Genomic DNA, 16,169 nt, shown 5'->3' with positions numbered 1-16,169 from the left:
AAAGGGGAGGGCGGGGCTAGGCGGGCGAGGAATACAGCCGGAAGTACACGAAGAAGCTGGTGCCCTGGCCCGGCTGGCTGCTCACCTCGATGCGGCCCCCGGCATTTTCCACCATCTTCTTGACCATGTAGAGCCCGATGCCGGAGCCCTCCACATGGTCGTGGATGCGCTGGAACATGGCAAACAGCTTGGACTGCTGAGCCTCCTCGATGCCCAGGCCGTTGTCGCGCACTTCCATAATCATGTATTGGGCAGTAGAGCGGCAGTGGAGCTCCACCCGGGGCAGCCGGTTGGGGCTGTGGTACTTCAGGGCGTTGCTGAGCAGGTTATACACCACCGAGCGCAGGTTCTTCTCCGGAAACAGGATGGGCGGGCAGTTGGCCACGTCCACCACGAGCTCGGCGCCGGTAGCGCGCACCAGGGGCTCCAAATCCAGGCGCACGTCATTCACCACGGAGGCCAGATCGACGGGCTCGGTGGCGGGGTGTGCTCTTTCTGGAGCTTGGAAACCTCCGTCAGGTGGCTGATGGTGCGCTTGAAGCGGTTGACCGAGTCCAGCATCCGGCTCAGGATGGGACTCACGTTGCCGGTGCTGCTCACCTGGGGGGGCAGCTCCTCGTTGAGGGCGTAGAGCAGGCCCTCGATGTTGGAGATGGGCGCCTTCAGGTCGTGGGAGGCGGTATAGATGAAGTTGTCCAGGTCTACGTTGCTGCGGGTGAGCTGGCGGTTGGTGTCGAGCAGCTCCTCGTTGGAGGACTGCAGCTCCTCGTTGATGGCGGCCAGCTCCTCATTCAGCTCCTGCACCCGCTCCCGGGCCAGCACCTGCTCGGTGATGTCGGTTATCAGGGTGTAGAAGCCCGCTACCTGCCCGTCCTGCACGTCGGGCACGTAGCTGGTGTGAATGTGCTTGACGAAGTTTTCCCGGTAGGGCATGCGGACGTCGAAGTTGACCTGCTCCCCGGCCAGGGCCCGTTCCATGTAGGGAAGAACCTGGGCATAGGCCGCCAGCCCCACGATGCTTTCCACGCGCTGCCCCAGCAGGGCGGCCGGCTCCTGGTTAAACCAGGCCTTGTAGGCCAGGTTGGCAAACTGGTAGCGGTGCTCCCGGTCGACGTAGCTAATGAGCACCGGCAGGGCATCGGTGAGCAGGCGCAGGCGGTGGCTACTGGCCTCGCTGAGCTTCCGGGCCACTACCTGCTCGGTGACCTCGAAGGCGAAAACCAGCATCCCGTCGATGCGGCCGTGCTCGTCGTAGCGGGCCTGCTGGATGTAGTTGAAGTAGCGGTCTTCGAGCTGCCCGTCCTCGGGGCGGGCTATGGGAATCAGCAGCGACTCTTCCTGGTGGGTAATGCCGGTTTCAAATACGGTGCGGAAGGTTTGGTACACCTGGTGACCGGCTATTTCGGGCAGGCCCTGGAGCAGGGGCAAGCCCAGCAGATGCCGACCGGGAAACAGCGCCTGGTAGGCCGGGTTGACCAGCTCAAAAACTAAATCGGGCCCGTCCAGGATGCAGATGGCGGCCGGGGCCTGCATAAAGAACCGCTCCAGGCGAATGCGCAGCCGCTGCTCTTCGAGCTGGGCCCGCCGCAGTTCCCGGGTGCGGGCGGTCACGCGGGCTTCCAGCTCGGCGTTGAGCACCTTCAGCTCCTGCTGGGCCAGTACCAGGGCCTCGTTGTTGGCCAGCACTTCCTCGTTGGAGGCGTAGAGCTCCTCGTTGGTAGAAGCCAGCTCCTCGTTCAGCACGTTGGTTTGCTGCTCCTGCACCTCTACCCGGCGGCGGCTGAGCACCTGCTCGCTCACGTCGTAGGCAAAGATGAAGACGCCCGTGATGGTGCCGGCCCCGTCGCGGGCGGCCTGGTAGATGAAGTTGAAGTACACCGGCTCGGTGCGGCCGGTATTATGGCGGTCAATGTAGGCGGGCTGCTCGTTGCCGTAGTAGGTTTCGCCGGTGCGGTACACGCCTTCGAGCAGCTCGAAGAAGCCCTGTCCTTCCAGCTCGGGCCAGGCCTGGCGCAGGGGCAGGCCCTGGAGCTGCCGGGAGCCTACCAACTGCTGGTAGAAGGGGTTGACGAGGGTAAACACCAGCTCGGGGCCTTCCAGGCTGGCAATGCAGGCGGGGGCCTGCATCAGCAGGGAATGCAGCTGGTAGCGCTGGGCCTCGGCCTCGGCGCGGGCGGCCTGCTCACGGGCCTGGCTTTCGCGCAGGGCTTCCTCCACCGGGCTGCGGGGCTGGTCGGCCGTGTCGGTAAAGCTTACCAGCAGGCCCGGCCCGGCTCGGCGGGCCACCAGATGGTAGAAGTTGTCGTAGCCGTCGGCCTGGTAATTAATGCTGTACTCGCGGGGCTGCCCGCTCACGTAGGCATCCACGTGAAAGTCGAAGGTGCCGTGCTCCCGGCTGTGGGGCCACTGCTCGTTGTGGGTGAGGGTGGGGTGCTCGGGCATGCGCATCATGCGCTGGGCAGCGGCGTTGAGCTGCTCGAAGCGAAAGTCAACGATGGTAGTACCGTCGGCCGGGTCGTAGATAGGCGTATAGAAAATCAGGCCGGTCACGGACATATCCACCACGATGCGCAACATCTCGTCGGGGGGAGCCAAGCGGGTACAGCCGGTGGAAGGGTAGAGGAAGCAGACATTAACGAACGTATAGAAGCAGCGCCGGCCAGCGCCGGCCCGGCAAAGTAACGGCTAAAGGATACGGATTTTCACTGACGGGGATTTGCCGTTGGGGGTTGCGCCTGGGTAAAACAAGCGAGAGGAAGCGAGGCCGGGGTGAGAAGGAAGCTGGGGGAAGCGCCAAAAAAGCCCTTGCCGCCCGAAGGCAGCAAGGGCGTAACGGCCACAGAAATAATACTTTTCGGGGTGGCCTCGGGGAAGATGGCGGGGAGATGGCTAGAAGGTCTCAGGTAGCCGGCCGCGTCGGAAAAAATGAAATAGGATCTTACCGTGGAAGCCAGTCTCAGAGCTCGGCTTCCTTCAGCGTACGGTTGCCGGGCCGGTCGGCAGCGGTAACCGTGATTTTGTCGCCCTCCAGGGAAGTATTACTGGCCTTGGCCGTAAAGCGGAAGGTAAAGCCGTCGGGGTCGGGCAGGGCGGGGCCTTCCTCCACCAGGGTACCATCGGGGTTCTGGATGCGGACCCGTACCTCGGTCACGGCGAAGTTGTCGGTGGCCTGCACCGTAATAACGTCGCCGGGTTTGCCGTGGTAGGCAGAGAAATCGACGTTACGGATGCTGGGGGCGCTGAGGTAGTCGGCCACGGCTACTACGTAGCTGCTGGTGGTGTTCACATCGACGCCGGTTTCGTAGGCGGCCTTTAGGGCAGGGTCCTGCTGCACGGCCCGGCCGTAGAAGGCAGCCTGCTGGAAGCGCTGACGCTGGGCGGTGGCTTCTTCGGTGGGTGCTTTAGAAGAGGGCGGGGGCGTCGCCCACGCTTACGGTGCCGTTGGCATTGCGGCGGAATACGAGGCCCGATACCTTACCGGACAGGCCCTGGGTAAGGGCGTTAGTGGCTTTAGCCATAAATAAGAGAGAATAAAAAGGGTAGAGGGAATGAAACCGGCACTTTTGACGGAAAAAAGCCCGGGGACTATAGCAATAGGGTAGCGTAGGAATACAGATAGGGCAGATAAGACTAGTAAGGTAGCAAGAACGGTGGAGCTTGCAAGCGGGCCGAGCGGCTGAATATCAGGCTGCTTACGGGGCGCGGGGCAGATCTACGTATTTGCTCAGCGCAAAATCAGTACTCAGACCAGTGCACTGCGGAAAATCGATTCCGACCTTTGTGCAAATCGTTTCTACAACTGAGTTGGTATGGCGCAGAAAGCTACTCCTGATCCCCGGTTTGGACCCAGTGCCCAGACGCCCCAACAGCGGGCCCACGTGCTGCGCCAGATGCAGGCTGCCAACCCGACGCTGTATGCGCGGGCCTCGGCCTACGTGCAACGCCTCTACGGACGCTACGTGGCCGGGGAGCTGAGCTGGCCTGACGTGTGCGCCCTGCGCGACGCGCCCATGCACCTGCCCAGCTACCAACGCTAAAGAAGGAGCCGCCGGGCCTCGAAGCTGAGCCTGAAGAGCCCCCGACCACGAAAACAGTGCCCGCCCCGCAAGGGAGGCCGGCCCCGGCCAGGCCGGCTAGGTTAGCGGACTACAGAAAGGGGGAGCGGAGCAGCATGGCGCCGGTGGGGAGTAGGCTTCCTGCCGGGTTGGAAGTGGGAGTGGCGGCTGAAGATACGGGCCCGAAGCTCGGTCAGGGGCTGGTCTTGGCAGTCGGCTATGGTGAGTGTAGCCAGGGCCGGGCACTGCCGGCCGGTGCGGAAGTCGGCCCGGAACAGCCGCCAGTGCCCGGGCAGCAGCAGCAGGCCAAAGAGGAAGATGGTCACGCTGGGTAGGGTCCAGTTGCCGTTGCCGAGCATAAAGGCCTGGAGGCGGATTTCTCCCAGCGGCTCCATTGCGTAGTCGAGCACCACGTGCTTGAGGTCGTGGCTTTCGAAGCCCGGCACCAGCGTGAGGCGGCGGGCCAGCAGGCCCTGGGCCAGCTCCCGGCCCACGGTACCGGGCGGCAGCTGGCCCAGGGCCTGCACCTGCTGGTGGTAGCGGGTCATGTCGCGGCCCTGCTCCAGGCACCACACGGACAGGAAAAAGGCGCAGCAAATAAGCCGCTCGGGAACGGAATACTTCATGGGCGGGGCCGGAAAGGGGCGCTAAGTACCGTAATTCGGCCCACAACCGGCCGGGCTTAACCTGCACCGTAGCAACCCTCGCCCCGAAAAACCAGTACGGCAGAACTTCATTCGTCCGGCCGGCCGCCGGCGGCCTTCGGGCCCGGCCCACCACTACGGTGCCAATGCGGCGGCCGGGTGTATATTGACGGGGCCCTACACGAGAGTATGACGCAGGAACAACTACGCTTAGCTGAACAACACACACACACCATTGCCTGGAAGAAGTTTGGCCCCTACCTCACCGAGCGCCAATGGGGCACGGTGCGCGAAGACTACAGTGCCGACGGCAATGCCTGGGAGTATATCACCCACGAAATGGCCCGCAGCAAGGCCTACCGCTGGGGCGAGGAAGGAATAGGGGGCCTCAGCGACGACCAGCAGCTGCTGTGCTTTTCGGTGGCCCTCTGGAACGGGCAGGACCGGATTCTCAAAGAGCGCCTCTACGGGCTGACCAACGGGCAGGGCAACCACGGCGAGGACGTGAAGGAGCTGTACTACTACCTGGACAGCACCCCCACGCACTCCTACATGAAGATGCTGTATAAGTACCCGCAGCAGAAGTTTCCCTATGTGAAGCTGGTGAGGGAGAATGCCAAGCGCACCCGGCAGGACGCCGAGTACGAGCTGCTCGATACCGGCATCTTCAAGAAGAACCGCTACTTCGACGTGTTTATCGAGTACGCCAAGGCCGGGCCCGACGACGTGCTGGTGCAGGTGACGGTGCACAACCGCGGCCCGAAAAGGGCGCCCCTGACGGTGCTGCCCCAGCTCTGGTTCCGCAATACCTGGAGCTGGGGCTACGACGACGCCCGCCCCGTGCTGCGCCAGATTGGTCCCGGCGTGGTGCAGGCCGAGCACCCGGCTTTGGGGGCGTATCACCTCTACTGCGAGCAGGCGCCCGAGCTGCTATTCTGCGAGAATGAAACCAACGGCCCCCGCCTCTACGACTTGCCCGCCGAGGGCCGGCACTTCAAGGACGGCATCAACGACTACGTGGTCGACGGCGAGCAGAAGGCCATCAACGCCGAGCAGCAGGGCACCAAGGTAGCGGCCCGCTATGAGCTGACGGTGGAAGCGGGGCAGGCGGCTACGGTGCGGCTGCGCCTGAGCCAGCACGCCCAGGAAGCGCCGTTCGGGGACTTTGAGCAGGTGTTTGCCGCCCGGCAGCGCGAGGCCGACGAGTTCTACGACTGTATCCAGGAAACCCTGCCCCGGACCCCGACGCCCGCAACGTGCAGCGGCAGGCCTTTGCCGGCATGCTCTGGAGCAAGCAGTTCTACTACTACGACGTGACGCAGTGGCTCGACGGCGACCCGGCCGTGCTGACCCCGCCCGTGGAGCGCACCAAGGGCCGCAACCGGCACTGGCGCCACCTGCACAACGCCGACATCATCAGCATGCCCGACAAGTGGGAATACCCCTGGTACGCGGCCTGGGATTTGGCTTTCCACTGCATTCCGCTGGCTATGGTGGATGCGGGCTTTGCCAAAGACCAGCTGCGCCTGCTCACCAAGGACTGGTACATGCACCCCAACGGGCAGCTGCCGGCCTACGAGTGGAACCTCTCCGACGTGAACCCGCCGGTACACGCCTGGGCCTCCTGGCGGGTGTACAAGATGGACAAGAAGCTGCGGGGCGGGCAGGGCGACCGGGACTTTCTGGAAGCCGTGTTTCACAAGCTAGCCCTGAACTTTACCTGGTGGGTAAACCGCAAGGACAAGAGTGAGCGGAACATCTTCGAGGGCGGCTTTCTGGGGCTGGACAACATCGGCGTGTTTGACCGCAGTGCGCCCCTGCCCACCGGGGGCTTTATCGAGCAGAGCGACGGCACGAGCTGGATGGCCATGTTTGCCTTGAACATGATGCGCATGGCGCTGGAGCTGGCCGAAGTCAACCCCGTGTACCAGGAAATGGCCGGCAAGTTCTTCGAGCACTTCCTCTACATCGCCGACGCCATGACCCGGGGCGGCGACGGGCTCTTCAACCTCTGGGACGAGGAAGACGGCTTCTACTACGACGTGCTCCACACCCCGGACGAGGAGCGGACCAAGCTCAAGGTGCGCTCCATCGTGGGGTTGATTCCGCTCTTTGCCGTGGAGGTGCTCGATGAGGAGCTGCTCAACAAAATGCCCGAATTTACGGCCCGGGCCACCTGGCTGCTCCAAAACCGGCCCCACCTGGCCAAGCTGGTCAGCCGCTGGGAAGAGCCCGGCAAGGGGGCCCGCCACCTGCTGGGCCTGCTGCGCCGCTCCCGCCTCAAGAAGCTGCTCAGCCGCATGCTCGACGAGACGGAGTTCTTGTCCGAGTACGGCATCCGGGCCATGTCGCGCCACCACCTCGAAACGCCCTACGTGTTCAGCACCGAGGAAGCTGACTTCTCGGTGCAGTACGTGCCGGGCGAAGCCGAGTCGGGCATGTTCGGGGGCAACTCCAACTGGCGGGGCCCCATCTGGTTTCCGATTAACTACCTGATTATCGAGTCTCTGCAGCGGTTTCACTTCTACTACGGCGACAATTTTCAGGTGGAGTATCCCACCGGCTCGGGCACGCTGCTCAACCTGCAGCAGGTGGCCGCCGCCCTGGCCGACCGCCTCACCAAGCTGCTGCTACGCGACGAAGCTGGCCGCCGCCCCGCCTTTGGCGACGACGAGATGCTGCAGACCGACCCCCACTTCAAGGACTACCTGCTCTTCCACGAGTACTTCCACGGCGACAATGGCCGGGGCATGGGCGCCAACCACCAAACCGGCTGGACCGGCCTGATTGTGCGCCTGCTACAGCTGCGGGGGTGAGGCTGTTAAATGAAAGAGTGCCCGGCAGAGCTGCTGAGCACTTTTTCATTTATACCTATTGGCCTAGATGACTACCTGGAATTAAGAATTTTGCCGCATCCGAGGCCTCAGGTGTAAAATTGTTTTTTTCCTATCAAAGCTTGCCTATATTGCCGGCACTTACTGCTCCCGGCCTAACTACACCTATTGCCCTTTTCACAGGTATCCAGCGACTCGCTAGTCGTGCTGGCCTGTATGAAAAGGGCTTTTTTGTGCCCAAAATTTCCTCGAAGGCTAGTCGCAGCCTAGCTGTAGAATAAGCTTTACGCTGGTTATGGGCCTATGTGCCAGACCAAGGCACTATTTACATCGTCCCATTTTTATTCACCTTTTACTAAACCCATTATGAAGAAGAATTCCCGCTTACTGCTTTTATTTCTGCTGCTGGGTATGAATCAAGGCATGGCCCAGCAAAAGAAGGATGCTTACTCGTTTCCCGTGACGCCCGGCACCGAAGCCTGGAAAGAGTTTAAGACCCAACAGGCCATGTTGGACGCCACCCAAATTCCGGCGGAGACTCTGCGCACCATGAGCACAAAAGGGCTAGTCACCACCTGCCTCAATTACCCGATGCTGCCTTCTATGCATGCGTATGGCAGCCTGCAAGAGGGGTTTCAGGCCGTAGCCAGTAATTTCAACGGCTTGCAGGAGCTCCTTCGCCGGCCCGATGCGGGCCGGGAAATATTCAAGATCTATCGGCTGATGGACCCCAAGGCTATTACTAAAATTGAAAGTAAAAAGCAGGGAGCATTCACCTTTGATTTTACCTATGTGGAAATGCTCTTAGCTCAGCCTACCATCATTGAAAAGTTGACACCGGCGGAACGGAAAGAGGTTGTAAGAGAGAGTTTTGCCAAGTTTAAGGCCAAGGATGAGCACCTGGCTATATTTGGCGGATATGGTGAGATTACCTCGGCGCTGGTTATCGGACGGGTGCTGAAAAGGGAAAATGCTTCGGCCGCCTACAAATCAAGCCAGCCCACCGGGGCCGATGCTATGCAGGTGTTTCTGGCGACCGGTAAAGTGCTGGATACCCAGGTTATCAACCGCATTGTAGCCGACGCGCAGGCTTTTGCCAAGTAGAGACTCCTGTCTGGGGTACTTTTTCCCGTGCACGCCGCTCAAAAGTGTATGTCATTACTTTCAAATGAATTAAATATCAACGGCTTATGAAAAATTCTTTCTTTGCCCAAACCTCTTTTTATCTGGGGGTTATGTTACTTCTGTCATCCAAGGCACAAGCTCAGTCAACGACCACAATATACACGCCCAAAGGAACAGCGGTATCGGCCTATATTCTTGAAGAATGGTCGCCTCAGCAAATAGAACAGGGAAATGCCTACGTTGCCACAAACTATCCCAACGCTCAGCCGCTAACCAGCTCTTCTAACCGCTACAACTGTCATGCCTACGCCTGGTATCTCTCTGAGGCTCCCGGCAGTCCCTGGTACTGGCTCGATACTCCCAGCGATGATACGTATTGGCTGGACGGCAGCTACATTCAGATCTGTAATGAATGGGAAGCATCGAAGATATCTTACGCCAGCGATGATCATTCGGCTGTTCGCTCCACAGCAGTAGCGGGCAAGTACGAATCTAAATGGGGCAGACTGCCCCTGATGCGCCATGACCCAACGTATACTCCCTACAACTCCTCAGTCCGTAACTACTATGTTCGCGCTACAATCAACAACTCAAGCTCGTGCGACAGAGTAGGAACTAATACGCCCTTTTCAGTGGCTGCTTTCACAGGGGGACCTATTCGTGGAGCGCAAGTGCGAATATTAGCTTAAATACCACTTCCGGATCATCGGTGTTGGCTACGAGCATCGGCACAGGAACAGGTTGGATTGAGGTCACCATCACGTCGCCTTGCTCAGGTACCTCCGTAACGACGCGGAAAAGTGTAAACGTAGGGTTAGCCACTCCGCAGATTACCGCCACTCTAATGTCGGCTCCGAACGAACCCACTGACTATGAGTTTCGGACAGCCGCTGTTCCCGGCGCGCAATACAACTGGTATGTCAATAACGTTTTGTACGAAACCGTACCCGATAATGTCTGGCGGTATTACTTCCCGTGCCGGAGGACGAGCACAATATCCTGCTCCATTACTACCTGCGCCGGTACTACGGCACGAAGCAATTCGATAAGCAAAACGGGAGGCTGCGAACGTACTCTGGCCTATACTTACGGGCCAAACCCGGCCGCTACGGAGCTCACCGTCAATGGGCCAGAAGGGGCGATGGGAACCTTGGAGACTAAAGCGGAGACTTTCGAGGCGCAGCTCTACAATAGCTTTGGGAAGCTGGTCAAAACCGGTCGTAGTGAGCATGGAAAAGTTCGGCTTGATATTCAGAGCCTACCCAATGGCCTTTACACGCTACGAACAGGAACCGGCGACGAGGCTGTATCGGAGCACATTCAGATTTTACACTAACCATTAGCTAACCGCAGGCACTAAAAAAGCCCGGCACCTTGCCGGGCTTTTTTAGTGCCTGCGGTTAGTGTCTTCAAGTAGTAAGACAATGAATTGTACTCAACTCACTGAGCTTACTATGAAGTATAAGCAGCGCACTTGGGGCACTGGTCACAAAACCGTTTCTATAAACGGGGCTTTCAAATCGGTTTTACCTAGGTCTTATAGGCCCAAGCCAAAACAAAGTCTTTCGTAACCGGCTTTAGCAACTCATCTACCTACCAACCACACCCTCCGATGAGCTACCCCAACGCCGTTGCCCTGACCGCCGCCAACGACAACACCCAGTTCAACGCCTACACCGCGTTTCCCGCCACCGCCGGGCCGCACCCGGGCATCATCCTGCTCCAGGAAGCCTTCGGCGTCAACGGCCACATCCGCAACGTGGCCGACCGTCTGGCCCAGGCCGGCTACGTCGTTATTGCCCCGAGCTGTTTCACCGCAGCGCCCCGGCCGGTCTGGAAATTCCATACACCGACTTTCCCAGCGCCGCGCCCCACTTCCAAGCCATTACCCCGAAGGCCTGACGGCCGACGTACAGGCCGCCTATGCTTGGCTGCAGGCCCAGGACAACGTGACCGAGAAAATCGGCAGCATTGGGTTCTGCCTGGGCGGGCGGGTGTCATTTCTGGCCAATGCCGTGGTGCCGCTCTCAGCGGGCGTGTCATACTACGGCGGGGGCACTCACCACTTGGCCGGCCGGGCCGGTGAGCTGCACGCGCCCCACCTGTTTTTCTGGGGCGGGCAGGACACGCACATTCCCAAAGAGCAGATTGACACCATAACCGCGGCCCTGGACGCGGCCGGCAAGCCCTACATCAATACCGTTATTTCCTACGCCGAGCACGGCTTTCACTGCGACGAGCGGCCCAGCTACAACGCCGATGCCGCCCAGGAGGCCTGGGCCATGACCCTAGCTTTCTTCGGGGAAAAGCTGCGTTAAGCCCCGACTGGGTTAGAAGTAAAAAAGCTCCTGGCAGTAGTGCCAGGAGCTTTTTTTGAGGTCGGTGGCTGCCGCGCCTAGTTGCTGCGGTTGCCGAGTAGCTCAAGCTGAGCCGCCGTTTCGGCCGGCCCCTGATACACCAGGCGGCCATCCTTCAGGGCCCCGGCGTATACTTCCACCTCGGAAGAGTCGCGGGGCAAAAACACCCGCACCGATTCCCGGGCTCCGGGCCGAATAAAGGTGGTGCCCTCAATTACTTGGGCTGGCCAGGAAATTTCGTAGAATCCAGCATTTGCCAACTGCACGGTAAGCATAGGAAAGAAGGTATGTTTTCAGGCCCACAATCATATTTTCCATTTGATAGTTCATATCAGCGGAAAATATATTCGGGTTGGTAGATAATTGTGCCTTCTATACGGCCGTAGGGCCCTTTTTGCTGTGTTAAATAATTAAAAAGTACCAGGCACAAGCCTAAGTGCAAGACTGGTAAGGCCCTGGATAACAGTACGGCTGAGCTTTATGTAAGTCAAGTCGGACTGATAAGAGCCACCTGTGCTGCCACTGGCCGCTTGTTTTCCGCGCCTCCGGGAAAACTGGACAAGAACTCCCTCAAGTATGGGGCAGGGCTACCGGGTTGAAGCCGGTGTCAACATGGCCTGCTCCCGGGCTTTCATGCGCCGCCCCGCTGCCTGAGCCATTACGCTGGCCAGCATGATTTGCAGGGCGTGGTAAAGCATCAGCGGCAGCAGCAGGGTGCCTAGGGCTATAGAATTGGCAAAAAGCACCTTGGCCAGCACCGTGCCGTGGACCAGGGACTTTTTGGAGCCGCAGAAAACGGCCGTAATCCGGTCCTCATCGGAGAAGTGCAGCAGGCGGCTGATACCGGTAATCAGGCCGAAGATTAGCAGGAACAGGGTCACCATGCCAGCGGCCAGGGCCAGAATGTCGGTGGCGCGGTAGTCGCGGAACAGGTTTTCGGCAAAGGACTCGCAAAAGGACGTGTAGACCAGGATCAGAATAATCACTTGGTCGAAGACGCGCAGCTGCTGCTTGTGAGCCTCGGCCCAGGCCCCGAAGCGGGAGTTGAGCAGCATGCCCAGGGCTACGGGTACCACCACCTGCCCGCCCAGGCTGGCCACCATGCCGCCCAGCCCCACCTGAGCCGCGCCGGTGTGCAGCACCAGATTCACCCACAACGGCGTGAGCAGAATGCCCAGCAGACTGGAAATGCTGGCGTTGAAAATAGCGGCCGGCAGGTTACCCTGGGCAATGGAAACCATGACCACCGAGGTAGAAACGGTGGAAGGCAGCGTGGTCAGAAAGAAGATGCTGGCCCACAGCGCCTCGGCCTTGGGCCCCTGAAACAGCGGCCGCACGGCCAAAGCCAGCAACGGAAACAGCACGAACGTAGCACTCTGCGTGACCAAGTGCAGGCGCCAGTTGCGCATGCCGGCCCTGAGCTTGTCGGGGCTCAGCCGCAGCCCGTAAAAAAAGAAAATGACGGCCACGCCCCGGTCGTCAGCGCCGACCAGGGCACGGGGCTGCTTTTGCTGCCAATGCCCGGGGCCAGATACGCGGCGCCCACGGCCAGGAGCAGGGCGCCCAGAAACCAGTCGATACCAAGGCGGGAAAGCAGGCTGGGCGCTGGGGCAGCAACAGAAGTGGGGGAGGAGTACCAGATGACATAGGCGCTTGTACGCAGCGGTAGGCGGTTGGGGTCGGCTGGGGCGGGGCCGAAAACAACTTTGCCCCGAACCGGCGCTAGCGTGGGGCAGCGGGTTCGGGCAAAATGGCACGGGCAGCGGAGTCGCCGGAAAACCGCTAGGGTTACATCAACTTCTGTTCAATCAGGGCAATAACTTCCTTGTTGCCGCCTTCCTTGGCGTGGGCCAGAGCATCTTTACCGTCGTCGTCCTTGGCTTTGGCATCGGCGCCGCTGGCCAGCAGGAATTCTACAATGTCCTTTTTGCCTTTACCGGCGGCGGCCATCAGGGCAGTGCCTTTGAAGGCATCGGCCTTGTTTACCTGCGCCTTGTACTTCACCAGGGCTTTTACCATGTCCAGGTCGCCGTGGCCGGCAGCAGTAATCAGAAACGTAGTCGGGAAGCCGGGCACCACCTCAATGGAGGCATTGGCATCGGCTCCGGCTTTGAGCAGGGCTTCCGCATCCACGGGTTTATTCTTGACCACGGCCGTGTACAGCTCTTTGCTGGCGGTTTGCGCAACGGCGGCCGAAGCCAGGCTTACCAACAGGATAAGCAGGAAAAAACTCTTTTTCATAGAGTTAGGAGAAGTCAGAATACAATAGGGTTGGCAAAAATACAAAAAAGCTCCGGATGTGAGTATCCGGAGCTATATATAATTTTGCCAGGAATATGCCAAGTCAGCTAGATACTGGCTACCGGGGCCTGACTCGGGGTAAGTGCAAATGCCTCGGCCAGTAGCTCATAGGAGCGGCGGCGGTCGGCAAAGTCGTAGGTGATGGTCACGGCCACCACTTCCTCGACGCCGTACTGCTGGGCCAAGTCCGTCAGCTGAACTTTCAGCTGGGCGGGCGTACCGCTCACGATGCGCTGCCAGTGGTAGGCCATCCGCTGCCGGTCGGCGGAGGAATATTGGTAATCTTTAATTTCTTCGTAAGGCCCCATTGGCTGCAGATTACCGCGCTCCAAACGAAGCATTTGCAGGGCCAGCGACTCGTGCAGCTGCTGGGCTTTTTCCTCAGTCTCAGCGCAGAGTACAAAAACAGCCACGTTGGCCAGCGGCTTTTGCAGGTGCACCGAGGGCTTAAACCGGTCCTGGTACATTTTCACCATCTGGGGCCCACCGTTGGGGTTGATGAAGTGGGCAAAAGAGAAGGCCATGCCCAGGTAGGCCGCAAACAGGCCGCTCTGCCCGCTAGAGCTCAAAATCCAGGGCTCGGGCACGGTTTCAGCCCGCGGCGAGGCTTTCACCTTGGCCTGGATGGAGTCGGGCTCGTCGGCGTCGGTAAGGTAGCGGCTCAAATCCATGAGTTGCTCAATGAAGTCGTTCTCGGCAAAGTTGTTCGCCGGGTTCAGCACCGAGGCCGTGAGGCGGTCGGAGCCCGGGGCCCGGCCCACGCCCAGGTCGATGCGGCCCGGGAACAGGGTTTCGAGCATGCGGAAGTTCTCGGCTACCTTCAGGGCGCTGTAGTGGGGCAGCATCACCCCGCCCGACCCGAGTCGGATATGCTGCGTGAGGCCGCCCAGGTGGGCCAGCAGCACCTCAGGCGTGGAGCCGGCCAGCGTGGCCGTGTTGTGGTGTTCCGAAACCCAGTAGCGGGTGTAGCCCAGGCGGTCGGCCAGCTGAGCCAGCTCCACGGTTTCGAGGATGGCCTGCCGGGCCGTGCCGCCCTGCCGCACCGGCGACTGGTCCAGGACACTCAGGCGAAGTGGTTGATGGTTCATAGTCGGAAGGTAAAAAGCCGTTGGCCGCCACAGCAGGGCCATTCGGCAGTTCAACAGCCTATAAAACCGGGTCGGGGCCGAGTAGTTTCAGCGGAAGCATGGCCTGGTACAGCAGGGCCGCCATCCGGTCGTGCCCGGCGGGGCTGACGTGGATGCCATTTTCGAAGAACAGCGGCTGGCCCTGCTCGTCGGTTTCGCCCAGGGGTTCAGGTACTGCACGGCCGCCGAAGCAGGCAGGCGGGACGCTATGTACTCGTGCAGCGCGGCCGAAAGCTGGTTTTCATACACCGACGCCGGCCGGGAAACGGGCCCGATAATGACGAGCGGAATAGCGTGACGGGTACAAAACTCCAGAATAGAATTCACCAGCCGCTCGTACTGCCGAAAGGCAAAGCGTCGGTTGCCCAGCACATAGCCCGCCCGGTAGTTGAGCTCCCGCAGCCGCCGGCGCCTCGGGGTTTCCGGGCGGGGCACGATGGGCGCCGGAGTACGGGGGCGCACGGTCAGCAGGTCGTACTTCTCGGGCTGCACCAGCTGCAGAAACGGCAGATTGAGGGCGTGGCGCAGGCGGCCGGCGTCGTCGAGGTAACGGTAGTAGAGCTTGAGCAGGCGCAGCACCGGCTCGGCCCGTAGGTGAAACAGCAGCGCGCCGATAGGCTGCCGGGCGTGGGAAGCGGCAATCTTGGCCAGGCAGTTCTGAAACCGCTCATAACGAATAACGTCCACCTCCACGGCCGCTACCCTGCCCGTTTGCTGCAGTTCACGCTTCAGGGTCTGGTGGTAGAGCCCGGCCTGGGAAATATTGTGCTGCACCGGAAAGCAGCCACCCACAACCGTGAGCTTCATGACAGGGTCGGAATAAGCAGTTGGGTGGCCGCTTGGTACTCGTGGGGGCTGATAATGCGGCGGCTGGGGTCCAGGGCAAAGGACGCGTGAGCCAGCTGGTGCGCCTCAAAGCGCTGGACCACGTCTTGGGCCGGTTCCAGTTCCGGGGTCTTGTTTTCCGCTTCAGGGCTGCTCAGGTCGGCGGCGCAGGCTTCGGTCTGGGCCAGGCACAGGGTAATCTGGCCGGTGAGGCTGGCAAAGGCGGCAGCCCGGTGCAGCACCGCCCCAAAGGCGGCAGGCTCATTGAGCTGCAGAAACGGGGAGTTGAGCAGCTCCTTGCCCGCGCGTCGGCAGGCCTGGTCCAGGATGGCAATCCACTCCCAGTAGCGGGCCGAATCGTGGTGGAAAAAGGGGAAATTGCCCTGGCTGAGGTTGAAGTCGCAGTGGCCGAAGGCAATGCGCCGAACCCCGGGCGCTGCCAGAATCGAAGTCAGGTGGTCAAAGCCCGCCCCGTTTCCACCACCGGAATCAGCTCGGGCAGCCGCTCGGCGGGTAGGGCGTTGTGCACCGTCTGCACTTGCGCCGCGTTTTCTACCTTGGGCACAAATACGTAGCCTAGCCGGGGCAGGAGCTGCAAAGCCTGCACGTCTTCGGCGTAAGCAGCCGTACCGGGCGCATTGATGCGCAGCCCCAGGCCGGCAAAATCCAGGTGGGGTGCCAGCTCCCGCAGTAGGGTTACCACGTTGCGGCGCTGCTCCCGCTTCAGCAACAGGCAGCGTTCCGGGTCGGGGTGCTGAATTCCGTCTTCCAGATCAAAGCATAAGATGCCGCCGCTCCGCCGTACGCGCTGGTAAAATCCCAAAAAGCCGGCGGCCTGAAATCGGGCGAAATGATAAGGCTGTAAGTAGGACATAACGAGCTAGGATACTATTCACTAGCT

General features: G+C 60.5%; 16 protein-coding genes and 2 pseudogenes. 7 read left to right on the top strand and 11 right to left on the bottom strand.

Features of this window, described 5'->3' with window-relative positions; translation table 11 throughout:
- Nucleotides 1-16: 16 nt before the first annotated feature.
- The 3 genes from MUN79_RS22375 to MUN79_RS22365 form a co-directional block, all read right to left on the bottom strand.
- On the bottom strand, nt 17-454 hold the full coding sequence (locus MUN79_RS22375; RefSeq protein ID WP_244674753.1) for a sensor histidine kinase: 438 nt from the start codon (nt 452-454) through the stop codon (nt 17-19).
- Complete coding sequence (locus tag MUN79_RS22370) at nt 448-2,595, bottom strand: PAS domain-containing protein (protein ID WP_244674752.1); 2,148 nt, start codon at nt 2,593-2,595, stop codon at nt 448-450. The genes MUN79_RS22375 and MUN79_RS22370 overlap by 7 nt, the downstream gene beginning before the upstream one ends.
- Before the next feature lie 361 nt (nt 2,596-2,956).
- On the bottom strand, nt 2,957-3,334 hold the full coding sequence (locus tag MUN79_RS22365) for a hypothetical protein (protein WP_244674751.1): 378 nt from the start codon (nt 3,332-3,334) through the stop codon (nt 2,957-2,959).
- Nucleotides 3,335-3,809: 475 nt separating this feature from the next.
- Between MUN79_RS22365 and MUN79_RS22360 the strand changes: the two genes are divergently transcribed.
- Nucleotides 3,810-4,037, top strand: coding sequence for a hypothetical protein (locus MUN79_RS22360; protein WP_244674750.1), 228 nt, complete (start codon nt 3,810-3,812; stop codon nt 4,035-4,037).
- Between the two features lie 101 nt (nt 4,038-4,138).
- Here MUN79_RS22360 and MUN79_RS22355 read toward each other — a convergent pair whose 3' ends face one another.
- The gene (locus MUN79_RS22355) at nt 4,139-4,681 is read right to left on the bottom strand and encodes a hypothetical protein (RefSeq protein WP_244674749.1); all 543 of its coding nucleotides are present in this window, start codon (nt 4,679-4,681) and stop codon (nt 4,139-4,141) included.
- Between the two features lie 207 nt (nt 4,682-4,888).
- On the opposite strand from MUN79_RS22355, the pseudogene MUN79_RS32030 reads away from it, so the two are divergent.
- From MUN79_RS32030 to MUN79_RS22335, 6 genes and pseudogenes are all read left to right on the top strand, one after another.
- Nucleotides 4,889-7,515: pseudogene (locus tag MUN79_RS32030) on the top strand (MGH1-like glycoside hydrolase domain-containing protein).
- A 384-nt stretch (nt 7,516-7,899) separates the two neighbouring features.
- Nucleotides 7,900-8,637: a hypothetical protein gene (locus MUN79_RS22345; RefSeq protein ID WP_244674748.1), complete on the top strand. Its 738-nt coding sequence runs from the start codon at nt 7,900-7,902 to the stop codon at nt 8,635-8,637.
- A gap of 86 nt (nt 8,638-8,723) precedes the next feature.
- Nucleotides 8,724-9,347, top strand: coding sequence for a hypothetical protein (locus MUN79_RS22340; protein WP_244674747.1), 624 nt, complete (start codon nt 8,724-8,726; stop codon nt 9,345-9,347).
- A 155-nt stretch (nt 9,348-9,502) separates the two neighbouring features.
- Entirely contained in the window at nt 9,503-9,994 is a 492-nt protein-coding gene (locus MUN79_RS32025; RefSeq protein ID WP_375378191.1) for a T9SS type A sorting domain-containing protein, read from the top strand.
- A 276-nt stretch (nt 9,995-10,270) separates the two neighbouring features.
- Nucleotides 10,271-10,414: pseudogene (locus tag MUN79_RS32020) on the top strand (hypothetical protein); the annotation flags it as partial.
- A gap of 40 nt (nt 10,415-10,454) precedes the next feature.
- On the top strand, nt 10,455-10,976 hold the full coding sequence (locus MUN79_RS22335; protein WP_262922922.1) for a dienelactone hydrolase family protein: 522 nt from the start codon (nt 10,455-10,457) through the stop codon (nt 10,974-10,976).
- 77 nt (nt 10,977-11,053) lie between these two features.
- Here MUN79_RS22335 and MUN79_RS22330 read toward each other — a convergent pair whose 3' ends face one another.
- The 7 genes from MUN79_RS22330 to MUN79_RS22300 form a co-directional block, all read right to left on the bottom strand.
- Entirely contained in the window at nt 11,054-11,290 is a 237-nt protein-coding gene (locus MUN79_RS22330; protein ID WP_244674746.1) for a hypothetical protein, read from the bottom strand.
- A gap of 312 nt (nt 11,291-11,602) precedes the next feature.
- Nucleotides 11,603-12,484, bottom strand: a complete 882-nt coding sequence (locus tag MUN79_RS22325; RefSeq protein WP_311136564.1) for a bile acid:sodium symporter family protein — start codon at nt 12,482-12,484, stop codon at nt 11,603-11,605.
- Nucleotides 12,485-12,803: 319 nt separating this feature from the next.
- Nucleotides 12,804-13,256, bottom strand: a complete 453-nt coding sequence (locus tag MUN79_RS22320) for an ankyrin repeat domain-containing protein (protein WP_244674745.1) — start codon at nt 13,254-13,256, stop codon at nt 12,804-12,806.
- A 107-nt stretch (nt 13,257-13,363) separates the two neighbouring features.
- On the bottom strand, nt 13,364-14,404 hold the full coding sequence (locus MUN79_RS22315; RefSeq protein WP_244674744.1) for an LLM class flavin-dependent oxidoreductase: 1,041 nt from the start codon (nt 14,402-14,404) through the stop codon (nt 13,364-13,366).
- Nucleotides 14,405-14,491: 87 nt separating this feature from the next.
- Nucleotides 14,492-15,250, bottom strand: coding sequence for a hypothetical protein (locus MUN79_RS22310; RefSeq protein ID WP_244674743.1), 759 nt, complete (start codon nt 15,248-15,250; stop codon nt 14,492-14,494).
- Nucleotides 15,247-15,510, bottom strand: coding sequence for a hypothetical protein (locus MUN79_RS22305; RefSeq protein WP_244674742.1), 264 nt, complete (start codon nt 15,508-15,510; stop codon nt 15,247-15,249). Before MUN79_RS22305 ends, MUN79_RS22310 begins: the two co-directional genes overlap by 4 nt.
- A 209-nt stretch (nt 15,511-15,719) precedes the next feature.
- Nucleotides 15,720-16,142: an aldolase/citrate lyase/malate synthase family protein gene (locus tag MUN79_RS22300; protein WP_244674741.1), complete on the bottom strand. Its 423-nt coding sequence runs from the start codon at nt 16,140-16,142 to the stop codon at nt 15,720-15,722.
- Between the last annotated feature and the right edge of the window lie 27 nt (nt 16,143-16,169).

Origin of the sequence: Hymenobacter cellulosilyticus, from assembly GCF_022919215.1 — a bacterium.
Lineage (GTDB): Bacteria > Bacteroidota > Bacteroidia > Cytophagales > Hymenobacteraceae > Hymenobacter > Hymenobacter cellulosilyticus.
Note: the sequence above shows the minus strand (reverse complement) of the source record. Positions and strands in the feature narration are given on the sequence as shown.

Bases quoted from the DNA above. Each gene is read 5' to 3' on its own strand.
- MUN79_RS22360 (WP_244674750.1), top strand. From the start codon at position 3,810: ATGGCGCAGAAAGCTACTCCTGATCCCCGGTTTGGACCCAGTGCCCAG.
- MUN79_RS22355 (WP_244674749.1), bottom strand. From the start codon at position 4,681: ATGAAGTATTCCGTTCCCGAGCGGCTTATTTGCTGCGCCTTTTTCCTG.
- MUN79_RS22345 (WP_244674748.1), top strand. From the start codon at position 7,900: ATGAAGAAGAATTCCCGCTTACTGCTTTTATTTCTGCTGCTGGGTATG.
- MUN79_RS22340 (WP_244674747.1), top strand. From the start codon at position 8,724: ATGAAAAATTCTTTCTTTGCCCAAACCTCTTTTTATCTGGGGGTTATG.
- MUN79_RS32025 (WP_375378191.1), top strand. From the start codon at position 9,503: ATGTCGGCTCCGAACGAACCCACTGACTATGAGTTTCGGACAGCCGCT.
- MUN79_RS22330 (WP_244674746.1), bottom strand. From the start codon at position 11,290: ATGCTTACCGTGCAGTTGGCAAATGCTGGATTCTACGAAATTTCCTGG.
- MUN79_RS22320 (WP_244674745.1), bottom strand. From the start codon at position 13,256: ATGAAAAAGAGTTTTTTCCTGCTTATCCTGTTGGTAAGCCTGGCTTCG.
- MUN79_RS22315 (WP_244674744.1), bottom strand. From the start codon at position 14,404: ATGAACCATCAACCACTTCGCCTGAGTGTCCTGGACCAGTCGCCGGTG.
- MUN79_RS22310 (WP_244674743.1), bottom strand. From the start codon at position 15,250: ATGAAGCTCACGGTTGTGGGTGGCTGCTTTCCGGTGCAGCACAATATT.
- MUN79_RS22300 (WP_244674741.1), bottom strand. From the start codon at position 16,142: ATGTCCTACTTACAGCCTTATCATTTCGCCCGATTTCAGGCCGCCGGC.